Here is an 11842-nt window from a genome sequence, read left to right on the forward strand (position 1 = left end):
GAACTGTGTCTATTTTTACTGGTATCTAATCATGCTACAATAATTGTATAAATTTTGTGTTGGTCCCTATACAAAGTATGAAGAAGAAGTGGAGGACGTGTATGATAAAACAAAACAGTCTTCATTCAATTAGTGCTGAAAGAGATGTTATTGATGGAAACGACAAATTTGCGTATGTATTACCAAATGAATCATTGAGGCAATGGATTTCCAACTTTACACTATCCTTTCCAGATAAAGAAAGTATTTCTGATAATTATACGATCCTGCCGCATGGAAGTGTGACTCTGGTTTATTACTATAATGACAGTGGTCTGCATAGCATGCTTTTCGGTGCAACTACGCAATCAAGAATTGTTGGTGAGCTGGCGAATAAGTGTGAGGTTATTTTCATTATTGAATTTCAACCGGCCGGCTTTTTCCCATTTAGCGGTGTGAAGCAAAAGGATTTACTAAATGAGATTCATTCGTTATCCGAGATGAATCCTCTCGTTGATTCAAAAATAAAAGAATTATTTTTAAAAGAAGAGTCAGCAGAGGCTCTATTTTTGAAGGTTGAAAAACTGTTATCTGAAAGTATTCAGACCAACTATCCGTCTGCATTGACTTCTGCCATCCATCTGATTATCCAAAAATCAGGCATGATTTCTTCAAAAGAAATTTCTACGGCTGTTTCATATAGCGACCGACATCTGAATCGATTTTTCAATGAGCATTTAGGCATCAGCATGAAAGCCTTTGCCCGCATTGTTAGGGTCAATCATGCCTTACGTCTGCTGAATGATCCTCAAAAATCACTGTCAGCAATTCTAAACGAGCTCGAGTATTACGACAGTTCTCATTTCATCAAGGATTTCAAAATAGTTTGTGGGATTACCCCGCAGGACTATCGAAAAAAGATGTCCGATTTTTACAGTGAAGTTGCTAAATTTCCGTTCTATACTTAGCTATAGAAGAAAGGAAGATGAACGATGAAATTTGGCGGTATACTACTTATTGTTGAGGATATGGAGAAGGCAAAAGACTTTTATCAAAATCTTTTGCAGCAGAAAATCACGATGGATATGGGCGAGCATGTGTCCTTTGAAAATGGACTTACTCTACAAGCGAATTATGAAAAAATTGTTGGTAAATCATTGAAAAGTTTGCAGGGAGCACACAACTTTCAGCTATATTTTGAAGTGGAAGATATTAGTGAGTGGGAAAAGAGAATGAGAGAAACGGACAGCGTTGTTTTCTTGCATGTGCTCAGAGAGTATCCATGGGGACAGCGTTCAATGAGAATTTATGATTTGGACAAAAATATTATCGAAATAGCAGAAACAATGGATTCTGTCATAAAAAACTACCTGGCACAAGGCATAGCTGTTGAAGAGATAGCGAAACGGACCATGTATCCAAAGGAGTATATTGAAAGCATTATATGAGAAGAGGACCGAAATTTTAAGAGATCGAGGTAGATAAAAATATCTTAAGAAGGCAGGAGAGCTATTCAATAGAAAGGATCGGGAATGAGTCTTTCATTTCGTTTCTTCGAAAATAGAAAGAGTGGAACACTTGTTACGTTTAAGAGATGAGACATGGAAATGTCACGTCTCTTTTTTATGTAGAATTTGAGGATGGCCACTATTGTTCCAACACAGAGGAGATGTTTGACAAAGAATGCGTGCGATGATAGTATTAATGCCGTTGCAAAGGTGGAATAATCAATGTATTTTCTTCTCCAATTTCAAGGAAATACCTTTAGTTCCTCCTCATTCAGCAGCCTGGGTTCATCAACCATCCCCAGTAAAAAAACTTGGAGAAAGAAGGAGATAGAATGCAAACATCTGCAACACCGAACAAAAAACTGAGAACATTGACACTTAATGCAATGATTATGGCTCTTTATTTGGCACTGACACTTTTTGTTGCTCCAGTGGCTTCCGGACCGATCCAATTCAGAATTTCGGAAAGCTTAAATCATTTAGTCGTTTTTAATCGTAAATTGATGTGGGGCGTACTAGGCGGTGTGATTTTTTATAACCTGGTCTTTGGCTATGGTGTAATCGATGCTCTTTATGGAGGCGCTCAGACTCTGGTCTCTTTAGGACTGACGGCGCTGCTCTATAATAAGGTGAAAAATGAAAAACTACGATTGGTATTGAACACCCTGTTCTTTACTGTATCGATGGTATTTATCGCTGTCATGTTGGTAAATACAGGTGGGACGACAGAAGGCTTCTGGCCAACGTATTTCTTTTTGGCTTTTAGTGAGTTTATTATCATGGCTTTATCTGCACCCTTGATGTATTTCTTGAACAAAGCAGTCCATTTTGAATCACGTATTTAATGAAAATCAAGCGCCGACAATGTGAGCAATTTAGCAGCATTGTTGGCGTTTTTGTATCTATTCTGAGTGGATTTCAGCGTGAACAAGTATAAGGAACCGATTTGATTTTCTTTTTCTGTGTTGTAATGTTTACAAATCAGGTAGGAAGGATTAGAATTAATGTTTGTGGAGAATATCAATTGATGAAGAAAACTGCCAGCCAAGATCTTTTTTGCTGTCAGAAAAATATACAGGATAGTTGAAGGGAAGGATATGGGAATGTACGAGTTTAAAATTGGCGTTTCGCCTGCAGAGCATGATGCCTTTGTGGAAAAACACCCGCTTTGTAATTTACTACAATCGTCTTCATGGGCGAAAGTCAAAGATAATTGGGGATCAGAAATCGTAGGTGTCTATCAAGAAGGGAAGCTGGTAGCTTCCAGTCTGGTTCTTATTCGACCATTGCCGGCAGGTTTTGCCTTCCTATACACGCCTCGTGGTCCAATCATGGATTATACGGATAAAGAGTTGGTTGATTTCTTTATGGAGCAACTGAAAAAGTTTGGGAAGAAAAAGCGTGCGGTTTTTGTAAAAATGGACCCAACCGTTATCTATAAGGACATTCTGATCGATCGTGAAGAAAGAAAGAATCCTGAAGCTCAAATGATTATAGACAATATCACGTCCTCTGGTGCTAAATACCAAGGCTTGACGATGGAAATGTCGGCGACGATCCAGCCTCGTTTTCAGGCGAATATCTATAAGGAAGACTTTAGCGAAGAACAGCTGTCGAAAAGCACGAAGAAGATGCTGAAACAAGCTCAGAAAAAGGGTGTTGTGGTACGTCAGGGCGGCAAGGAATTAGTTCCGGCATTTGCTGAAATGATCAAGCTGACAACTGAACGACAACAGATATTGCTTAGGAGTGCTGACTATTTTGAGAAACTGATGGATATTTATCCGGAACAGTCATTTATTATGTTGGCAGAAGTTGACTTAAAAGCCCGTTATGAAGAAACAAAGACTAGACATGAAAAGAACAAACAGGATATGGCGAATTTGAAAGAGAATCAAGTGAAGAAACGTCATAATTTGGAAGAGCTGGAATTTTCATTGACTAGAGAACTTGCAGAGTTAGAAGAAAGCATGAAAAAATCAGGAGACAAGGCAATCGTAGCTGGGGCCTTGGCGGTTACGTTTGGTACCACCAGTGAAATTCTTTATGCCGGAATGGATGAGCACTACAAGCGTTACATGCCAGCCTACCTTACCTGGTTTGAAGCTATCAATGAATGCTTTGAACGAGGCTGCGAGTCCTGTAATATGGGCGGCTTGGAAGGTAGTCTAAATGATGGATTGATTAAGTTCAAATCCAATTTCAATCCAACGATCAATGAGTTTATCGGTGAATTTGATTTGCCGGCTAACATGCTGCTGTTTAAACTAAGTGAGTTTGCATATAAGTTGAAAAAAGGAAAGTAATACGAGGTTGTGACAGAAGTGGTCAGATTCAAGCAATAAGGTGGAAATTCCGAAAATTGTTCCATAAATTTTTGCGGATTTCCACCTTATTGTCGAAGAATCTACTTCGGGAACACCGTTTTATCCGGTTTTAAGAGGCTAAGACATACTAATGTCACAGCCCCTTTTTTATTTTTGTTCGTACTCCTAATGTTCGTTCTGTTTTATAGCTTCTGGGTTGCGTTCGTCTTTGTTAATCGCAACAAGACAGCTGTAACTGCCGCAGTTGCAAAGCCTGCAACGATCGCTTCCACCAATCCACTAGTGAACACAACGCCTAGAATAACAGAGAAGACTGTTTCAAGTCCGATACCCGTTGCTTGGGCGTAAGCATCTTTGAAAAGCAGAAAAATCCCACCCATAACTAAGATTGTGTTTGTTGCTGCACCACTGAATCCGGCAATAAAAAGCCCGATAGATTTGACGCCGGCATTCTTTTCTGCTCGTTTACGAAACAGCTTATAGACAAAATAAGGAATGACACCGATTAGAATTCTTGGAATAACAGCGATCAAAATGGCTTTCCAGCTTCCTTGATCCGTTCCAATCACTGGAATGAACGGAGAGAAAAGGAACGAAGTAGGAGAAATGATCACTGTTGCTCGGATCATACTGATGATACCGAAAACGCCTCCTAGAAATCCTCCTAGCTTAGGACCAAGAATAATTGATGCAATGATAACAGGAATATGCATAGTCGTTGCATTGATTGGCCCAATCGGGATAAATCCTAAGAATGGTACGGAAGCCAGTAAAATAAGAATAGCTAAAAACATAGCTGTTAAAGTGAATTTTTTTGTGTTAGTCATTGATGAACTCCTTATGATATAGACTCGATGAAACAACTGGCTTTTTAAAAGGCTTTGTATAAGGAACGTGTTAATAGAACCTATAGAGATAAAATTTTGTTAGCTTCGTTAACGATTTGCTCTACATCAGCTAAAGCGCCTCGGCCAAAATCGCCACATGCTAACAAGGCTTCTCTAGGCTCAATTTCCTGATAGCCAACGCCTTTTAATGTATTCAGATTTTTTTGCATGATCGGATTTTGATACATGTATGTGTTCATGGCAGGAGCAATCAGCTTAGGAACCTCTTCTTTCAAGGCCATCGCCACAGTTGAAAGCATATCGTCAGCGATCCCATTTGCCAGCTTTCCGATGATATTTGCTGAAGCAGGTGCAACAAGAAAAAGATCAGCTCTTTTGGCCAGCTCAATATGATTGATTTGCTCAGGATAGAGCTCTTCCATAACTTCTGTATGCACGGGTTTCTTTGATAAGGATTGTAACGTAAGCGGCGTGATGAATTTCGTACTGTTGACTGTCATGATGACTTCGACTGCATAACCTAGCTTAACGAAACGACTGGTGATATCCGCTGATTTATATGCGGAGATGCTTCCGGAAACACCAAGTAAAATAGTTTTCATTCGTGATTTTCTCCTTTCGCTTCGACGTTTCTTACAATGAGTTGCGCGATGTCGTTCTTTGTTTCTGCTGATTCTGTTTGACCGTCTGCATGAATAAGGATGCCATGATGTGTTTCACCATGAATGGTCTCAAGATCATTAGCTAGAACAAAGTCACATTGATTTTTTTCCAATGTGGCACGACCGACCTTGATCAATTCTTCTTCAGAAACGCCTACGAGTAGTTTGAATCCAATCAAAACAGCTGTTGGCTGTTTTTCCCGAATCATAGAGATTATTTTAGGATTTTTCTTCAAGAAAAGCAAGAGGCGTTCTGTATTGGATGAAATTTTCTTCTCTTTTTGCAGTTGTCGGCCTAATTGATCAATTTCTGCTTTGATTGTTTTTTCTATACCTGCCGTGCTAAAATCCTGCTGCTGTGCTAGCGAAGCAGCTAATCCTTGAATCAGTGTTTCTTCTGTGATACTGGTTTCGCTGGAAAAATCGCTGACAGCCATACTGTGGACAATACCATCAAAGACTTGAGTGGCTAACAGCTGTGTCATTTTCGCCAGTAATTCTTCAGTAGTCTCAATTCCTTCTATGATTAATTGTTCTGTTGCTATCGGTCTGACTGCATAAGGTGTAGTCAGATAAGTGACATGATGTCCCTGAACTAGAAAAGTTTCGGCAATTGCCTTTCCTAAACGTCCGGTAGAGTGATTGGTAATTGAACGAACATTATCAATTTTTTCTGATGTTCCACCTGCTGTGATGAGGATATTCATAGTTCCAACTCCCTATTTAAAACTTGATGATCGTTCGACCAATGTGTTGACCTTGTTGTAGTGAGTCAAAGACTGCTGGCGCTTGATTCAGAGTGATTTCATGAATGAGCGCATGATCTGTGATGTTCAAATCGGTTGCCAGACGTGCCCAGATTAATTGACGCTTCTCCATTGGTACATTGACAGAATCAACACCGAGCAGAGCAACATTGCGTAGAATAAATGGTAGGACAGTTGTGTTTAGCCCAAGCCCGCCAGCATTCCCACATGCAGCAATAGCTCCACTATAATTAATCAAAGGTAAAACAGCTGCCAAAGTATCACCACCAACGGTATCAACTGCAAAATCAAACAGCTGTTTTCCTAGTGGGCGTATTTTCTCCGGCATAAACTCCTCATGTAAAAGAACATCTGAAGCACCTAACTGTTTCAACTCACTGATTGTCTCTCTTTTTCTGGTCAATGCAGTAATATTCTTATAGCCTAATCCTTTTAGCATAGCAATGCTTAATGATGCGACACCGCCAGATGCACCGGTCACGAGAATTCGAGCTTCTTTATTTTCTGAAAGACCTTGTTTTTCCAGGGCATCAATACATAACGCCGCAGTAAATCCAGCAGTTCCAATGATCATAGCTGATTTTTCTGTTAAGGATTCAGGAAGTGCAACTACCCATTCAGCTGGTACACGAACATATTCTGAAAATCCACCAGTATGAGTGACTCCTAGACCATAACCAGTGACTAATACTTTATCATTTATTGCGAAGCGAGGATCATCAGAAGAAACAACCGTTCCACTTACATCGATCCCGGGAATCATGGGGTAGCTTCTGATCACCCCACCATTTTTCATAACAGCCAGAGAATCTTTGAAGTTGATTGAAGAGTACTCTGTCTTGATTAGGACAGTCCCTTCTGATAGGTCGTCCAGCGAAATTTGTTGAATATCGTACGTGATTTCCCCATTATTTTCTTGAATAAGAAGTGCAGAAAACTTTTCCATAATGAACCTCCAAGTTATTATTGATTTATTGGTACTATCATATCACATTCTTGTTGGATTCTTCCTCATTTCTTCCTTATAGACCCTCTAAAAAAAAATCAGCGGTTTATTACAAAAAATGGTTGCTATTTCTTCAAAAGTCCGTATACTGGAAAAAGGTAAAATTAAACTCCTTGTTTAGTATTAGTAAACTTAGCGAGAGTTTAATGAATTTGAAGCAAGATGAGGTGACTGAATGGAGATTGGTGAGAAGCTAAAGAATCTTCGGATTCAAAAAAATCTGACACAGGAAGAGCTTGGTGAGCGGACGGACCTGACAAAAGGGTATATCTCCCAGCTTGAACGTGATTTAAGCTCCCCATCTATGGAGACCTTTTTCAATATCCTTGAGGTTCTAGGAATTACACCAGAGGACTTCTTTAGTGAAGATAGCGTAGAACAAAAAATTGTTTATGGCGAGCAAGACTGTACCTATTATCTTGATGAGGACAACGGGTACCAATTGAAATGGTTGATTCCGGAGTCGAATGAAAAGGAAATGGAGCCTGTTCTATTAACGTTTGATAAGGATGGCGAGTATAAGAATTTTGAACCGTCGCTTTCAGAAACCTTCGTTTTTGTTTTAGAAGGAACTGTCTCATTGGTTCTTGGAGAAGCCAGCCATACAGCAAAAAAAGGTGAGGCAATATATTACGAGGCAACAGAGCCTCATCAATTGAAAAACAAGTCAAAAGGGAAAAGCCGAGTGCTGATCGTGGCGACTGAATCTTATCTTTGATCAGGAGGAATGAAGAAGTGGGAAAAACGATTATTTCATTTGAAGATGTAGTAAAACAGTATGATGATGATGAGATGGTATTGAAAAACGTCAGCTTTGAGATAGAAGAAGGGAAATTCTATACATTACTTGGACCTTCCGGATGTGGAAAAACAACGATTTTACGAATTTTGGCGGGTTTTACAGATGTCAGCAAGGGAGACGTTTACTTTGACGGCGGTCGCATCAATGATGTGCCGGCCAATAAACGCCCGGTAAATACCGTATTTCAGGATTACGCGTTGTTTCCGCATATGAATGTCTTTGATAATGTGGCTTTCGGACTGAAAATCAAAAAAATGGCGAAAGCTGAAATCGAAAAAAAGGTCATGGATGCGTTGCGAATGGTTCAATTGCCTGGCTATGAAAAAAGAGAAATCAGCGAAATGTCCGGTGGTCAAAGACAACGAGTGGCGATTGCTCGAGCGATTGTTAATGAGCCAAAGGTATTATTACTGGATGAGCCGCTTTCGGCGCTGGATTTGAAACTGCGAACAGCTATGCAATATGAGCTGAGAGAGTTGCAGCAACGTTTGGGGATTACGTTTATTTTCGTGACGCATGATCAGGAAGAGGCCTTGGCGATGAGTGATGAGATTTTTGTTATGAATAAAGGCGAGATCGTTCAAAGCGGGACACCAGTAGATATTTATGATGAGCCGATCAACCATTTTGTCGCGGATTTTGTTGGAGAAAGTAATATCGTTGATGGACGAATGATCGAGGATAACTTGGTTGAATTCGTCGGTAAGCGATTTGAATGTGTGGATGGCGGGATGCGTCCGAATGAAGCGGTAGAGGTCGTTTTGCGTCCGGAGGATCTGACGATTTCAACGGTGGAAAAAGGCAAGCTGATCGTGACCGTAGATACCCAGCTTTTCCGTGGTGTTCATTATGAAATCGTCTGTCATGATGAACACCAAAATGAGTGGGTTGTACATTCCACAAGAAAAGCAGTTGAAGGCTCACAGGTCGGGCTGTTTTTTGAACCGGAGGATATCCACGTGATGCGTTTCAACGAGTCGGAAGAAGACTTTGATGCGCGTCTTGAAAGCTATGAAGAGTAGGAGGTAGGACATGAAAACAGTTCGTCGTATTTATTCCGTTCCTTATGCCCTGTGGTTGATGCTCTTTGTTATCGCACCGGTCTTGATGATTATTTATCAATCCTTTTTTGATATGAATGGGCAATTTACATTAGCAAATTATCAAACGTATTTTACTTCAGGCACGTATCTTGCCATGACCTTTAACTCTGTCTGGTATGCCTTTTTAATTACGTTGGTGACGTTGCTGATCAGCTATCCGACAGCGTATTTCCTGACAAAATTGCAGCATAAGCAGCTCTGGCTAATGCTGGTCATCTTGCCAACATGGGTAAATTTACTATTGAAGGCCTATGCCTTTATTGGGATTTTCAGTATGCACGGAACCATCAATCAGTTTTTGACTTTTATGGGTATCGGTTCACAGCAAATCCTGTTTACAGATTTTAGCTTTCTCTTTGTGGCAGCGTATATCGAATTGCCATTTATGATCATGCCGATTTTTAATGCGTTGGAGGAAATGAATCCATCCTTGATCAGTGCTAGTCGAGATTTGGGGGCAAACAGTGCTGAAACGTTTCGTCGTGTGATTTTTCCTTTGTCATTGAATGGCGTGAAAAGTGGGGTACAGGCAGTGTTTATCCCGTCTCTGTCTCTCTTTATGCTGACTCGTTTGATTGGTGGAAATCGAGTGATTACTTTAGGTACAGCGATCGAACAGCATTTTCTAGTAACGCAGAATTGGGGCATGGGTTCCACGATCGGTGTGGTATTGATCGTCGCTATGGTTGCTGTTATGATTCTGACAGGTGAAAAGAAAAAAGGAGGGAAGATCAAATGATCAGAAAAAAATTCAAATGGTCAAATGTTTATCTTATCCTTGTTTTTCTTCTGCTCTATGCACCGATTTTCTATTTGATCCTATTTTCTTTTAATGACGGAGAAACAATGAATTCATTTACCGGCTTTACATTAGCTAACTATTCTGCCGTATTCGAGGATACAAGGTTGTTGATCATCGTGTTGAATACATTCTTGCTGGCGTTTTTGTCAGCCTTGATTGCAACGATTATTGGAACCTTTGGGGCGATGGCGATTTATTACACAAAAGGTCGGCGAGGTCGAACGGCACTGTTGAGCTTCAACAATATTTTGTTGGTATCGCCAGATGTTATTATTGGTGCAAGCTTTTTGATTTTCTTTACAGCAGTCGGATTCATTAGCCTTGGTTTTACCAGTGTTCTCTTGTCTCATATTGCTTTCAGTATACCAATTGTCGTTCTGATGGTTCTGCCTAAATTGCAGGAAATGAACGATTCGATGGTTGATGCGGCAAGAGACTTGGGTGCAAATAATTTCCAAGTATTGAAAAATATCGTATTGCCGTATCTTTCTCCAGGAATCATTGCCGGGTATTTCATGGCGTTTACTTACTCTCTGGATGATTTTGCTGTGACATTTTTCGTGACAGGTAATGGGTTTACTACTCTTTCTGTTGAAATTTATTCTCGAGCAAGACAGGGGATCAGCTTGGAAATCAATGCGTTAAGCGCCTTGGTTTTTCTGTTCTCCATGATTCTTGTGATTGGCTATTACTTTATCAGTAAAGACAATACGTCGAAACGCATGAAGAAGCTGCGTCGCGAACAAAGAGAGGTGGCAAAACTTTCATGAGAAAGCTAAACTCTTTATTTTTAGGGATTATTTTGATTATTGTGGTCCTGTTTCTTGGCGTTGGCCAGCTAGAACGTGCCAGTGGAATGGCTGGAGCAGATACGCTGACTATTTATAACTGGGGTGATTACATTGACCCTCAGCTGATCAAAGAGTTCGAAAAGGAAACCGGCTATAAGGTGAACTATGAAACCTTTGACTCCAATGAAGCAATGTTCACTAAAATTCAACAGGGCGGAACAGCCTATGACATTACGATTCCATCTGAATATATGATTCAAAAGATGATTAGTGAAAATATGCTTTTACCAATTGATCATAAGAAGTTGACTGGCTTGGAAAATATTGATGAACGCTTCTTGAATCTTGACTTTGATCCCAACAATACTTATTCGATTCCTTATTTCTGGGGAACACTGGGGATTATTTACAATGATAAGTTTGTTGATGGAGAAAAGATTCAAGAGTGGGATGATTTGTGGCGGCCGGAGCTGAAGGATAATCTCATGCTGATCGACGGTGCTCGAGAAGTTATTGGCTTGTCGTTGAACAGTCTGGGATATTCTTTGAATAGCAAGAATGCCGAGGAACTGGCTGAGGCTTCTGACAAATTGAACAAGCTAACTGGGAATGTCAAAGCCATCGTTGCAGACGAAATCAAGATGTACATGATCAATGAAGAAAGTGCTGTGGCAGTTTCCTTTTCAGGTGAAGCAGCTGAAATGTTAGATGGCAATGAGCATCTACACTATGTGATCCCATCTCAAGGATCGAATCTATGGTTTGATAATATCGTGATTCCTAAGACGGCAAAAAATATTGATGGTGCGTATGCCTTCATCAATTTCATGCTACGTCCGGAAATCGCAGCCCAAAATGCCGAATATATTGGTTATTCAACACCAAACCGAAAAGCAGAGGCTTTACTTCCAAAGGAAATTTCAGAGGATGAGCAGTTTTACCCAAATGATGAAACCATCTCTCGCTTGGAGGTTTATGAGGATCTAGGGCATAAGTATCTGGAAATCTATAATGACCTGTTTTTAGAGTTTAAGATGTATCGGAAATAGTAGTGAAACTCAGCTAAAATGGCGTTAAATCAACCAAAAAATAGAGAAATGAGCCACCATTTTAGCTATCAGTTTTCCAATTTTCTACCAAAAGCGACGATTTTGTCGCTTTTTTTGTGTTTTCTACCAGAGATTTCTACCAGAGAAGAAACGGCTGTAATTACTGATAATACTGCGTTACATGGCTGTTAAGAATTT

Annotated in this window: 13 protein-coding genes; 9 read left to right on the forward strand and 4 right to left on the reverse strand. The window is 40.1% G+C overall.

Features of this window, described 5'->3' with window-relative positions; genetic code table 11:
* The first annotated feature begins 101 nt into the window (after positions 1–101).
* The 4 genes from A5888_RS19805 to A5888_RS19820 all read left to right on the forward strand — a co-directional run bounded on the left by A5888_RS19805 (position 102) and on the right by A5888_RS19820 (position 3793).
* Positions 102–947 carry a helix-turn-helix domain-containing protein gene (locus tag A5888_RS19805; RefSeq protein WP_086349173.1) on the forward strand — a complete coding sequence of 282 codons (846 nt, stop codon included), beginning with the start codon at positions 102–104 and terminating at the stop codon, positions 945–947.
* 24 nt (positions 948–971) lie between these two features.
* Positions 972–1427 (forward strand): VOC family protein, encoded by a 456-nt coding sequence (locus tag A5888_RS19810; RefSeq protein ID WP_086349174.1) that lies wholly within the window; start codon positions 972–974, stop codon positions 1425–1427.
* A 392-nt stretch (positions 1428–1819) separates the two neighbouring features.
* Positions 1820–2332 (forward strand): QueT transporter family protein, encoded by a 513-nt coding sequence (locus tag A5888_RS19815; protein WP_086349175.1) that lies wholly within the window; start codon positions 1820–1822, stop codon positions 2330–2332.
* A gap of 258 nt (positions 2333–2590) precedes the next feature.
* A complete protein-coding gene (locus A5888_RS19820) occupies positions 2591–3793 on the forward strand; it encodes an aminoacyltransferase (protein ID WP_086349415.1) in 1203 nt (400 codons plus the stop codon).
* Between the two features lie 203 nt (positions 3794–3996).
* Here A5888_RS19820 and A5888_RS19825 read toward each other — a convergent pair whose 3' ends face one another.
* From A5888_RS19825 to A5888_RS19840, 4 genes are all read right to left on the reverse strand, one after another.
* Complete coding sequence (locus tag A5888_RS19825; protein WP_086349176.1) at positions 3997–4641, reverse strand: ECF transporter S component; 645 nt, start codon at positions 4639–4641, stop codon at positions 3997–3999.
* 80 nt (positions 4642–4721) lie between these two features.
* Complete coding sequence (gene coaC, locus A5888_RS19830) at positions 4722–5264, reverse strand: phosphopantothenoylcysteine decarboxylase (RefSeq protein WP_086349177.1); 543 nt, start codon at positions 5262–5264, stop codon at positions 4722–4724.
* Positions 5261–6031, reverse strand: a complete 771-nt coding sequence (gene coaB, locus A5888_RS19835; RefSeq protein WP_086349178.1) for a phosphopantothenate--cysteine ligase — start codon at positions 6029–6031, stop codon at positions 5261–5263. The genes coaC and coaB overlap by 4 nt, the downstream gene beginning before the upstream one ends.
* A gap of 16 nt (positions 6032–6047) precedes the next feature.
* Positions 6048–7037, reverse strand: a complete 990-nt coding sequence (locus A5888_RS19840; RefSeq protein WP_086349179.1) for an oxidoreductase — start codon at positions 7035–7037, stop codon at positions 6048–6050.
* 235 nt (positions 7038–7272) lie between these two features.
* On the opposite strand from A5888_RS19840, the gene A5888_RS19845 reads away from it, so the two are divergent.
* From A5888_RS19845 to A5888_RS19865, 5 genes are read left to right on the forward strand one after another with little or no spacing between them, the layout of a single operon-like run.
* Positions 7273–7815 carry a helix-turn-helix domain-containing protein gene (locus A5888_RS19845; RefSeq protein WP_086349180.1) on the forward strand — a complete coding sequence of 181 codons (543 nt, stop codon included), beginning with the start codon at positions 7273–7275 and terminating at the stop codon, positions 7813–7815.
* A 17-nt stretch (positions 7816–7832) separates the two neighbouring features.
* Positions 7833–8921 carry an ABC transporter ATP-binding protein gene (locus A5888_RS19850; RefSeq protein WP_086349181.1) on the forward strand — a complete coding sequence of 363 codons (1089 nt, stop codon included), beginning with the start codon at positions 7833–7835 and terminating at the stop codon, positions 8919–8921.
* Between the two features lie 10 nt (positions 8922–8931).
* A complete protein-coding gene (locus tag A5888_RS19855) occupies positions 8932–9741 on the forward strand; it encodes an ABC transporter permease (RefSeq protein ID WP_086349182.1) in 810 nt (269 codons plus the stop codon).
* Positions 9738–10574, forward strand: coding sequence for an ABC transporter permease (locus tag A5888_RS19860; protein ID WP_086349183.1), 837 nt, complete (start codon positions 9738–9740; stop codon positions 10572–10574). The genes A5888_RS19855 and A5888_RS19860 overlap by 4 nt, the downstream gene beginning before the upstream one ends.
* Complete coding sequence (locus A5888_RS19865; RefSeq protein WP_086349184.1) at positions 10571–11644, forward strand: ABC transporter substrate-binding protein; 1074 nt, start codon at positions 10571–10573, stop codon at positions 11642–11644. The genes A5888_RS19860 and A5888_RS19865 overlap by 4 nt, the downstream gene beginning before the upstream one ends.
* Positions 11645–11842 lie beyond the last annotated feature (198 nt).

Source organism: Enterococcus sp. 9E7_DIV0242, assembly GCF_002140975.2.
In the GTDB taxonomy this organism is placed as follows: domain Bacteria; phylum Bacillota; class Bacilli; order Lactobacillales; family Enterococcaceae; genus Enterococcus_L; species Enterococcus_L clewellii.

What these genes read in the sequence shown, in the direction of transcription:
- A5888_RS19805 (WP_086349173.1), top strand. Translation starts at nt 102, where the DNA reads ATGATAAAACAAAACAGTCTTCATTCAATTAGTGCTGAAAGAGATGTT.
- A5888_RS19810 (WP_086349174.1), top strand. Translation starts at nt 972, where the DNA reads ATGAAATTTGGCGGTATACTACTTATTGTTGAGGATATGGAGAAGGCA.
- A5888_RS19815 (WP_086349175.1), top strand. Translation starts at nt 1,820, where the DNA reads ATGCAAACATCTGCAACACCGAACAAAAAACTGAGAACATTGACACTT.
- A5888_RS19820 (WP_086349415.1), top strand. Translation starts at nt 2,591, where the DNA reads ATGTACGAGTTTAAAATTGGCGTTTCGCCTGCAGAGCATGATGCCTTT.
- A5888_RS19825 (WP_086349176.1), bottom strand. Translation starts at nt 4,641, where the DNA reads ATGACTAACACAAAAAAATTCACTTTAACAGCTATGTTTTTAGCTATT.
- coaC (WP_086349177.1), bottom strand. Translation starts at nt 5,264, where the DNA reads ATGAAAACTATTTTACTTGGTGTTTCCGGAAGCATCTCCGCATATAAA.
- coaB (WP_086349178.1), bottom strand. Translation starts at nt 6,031, where the DNA reads ATGAATATCCTCATCACAGCAGGTGGAACATCAGAAAAAATTGATAAT.
- A5888_RS19840 (WP_086349179.1), bottom strand. Translation starts at nt 7,037, where the DNA reads ATGGAAAAGTTTTCTGCACTTCTTATTCAAGAAAATAATGGGGAAATC.
- A5888_RS19845 (WP_086349180.1), top strand. Translation starts at nt 7,273, where the DNA reads ATGGAGATTGGTGAGAAGCTAAAGAATCTTCGGATTCAAAAAAATCTG.
- A5888_RS19855 (WP_086349182.1), top strand. Translation starts at nt 8,932, where the DNA reads ATGAAAACAGTTCGTCGTATTTATTCCGTTCCTTATGCCCTGTGGTTG.
- A5888_RS19860 (WP_086349183.1), top strand. Translation starts at nt 9,738, where the DNA reads ATGATCAGAAAAAAATTCAAATGGTCAAATGTTTATCTTATCCTTGTT.
- A5888_RS19865 (WP_086349184.1), top strand. Translation starts at nt 10,571, where the DNA reads ATGAGAAAGCTAAACTCTTTATTTTTAGGGATTATTTTGATTATTGTG.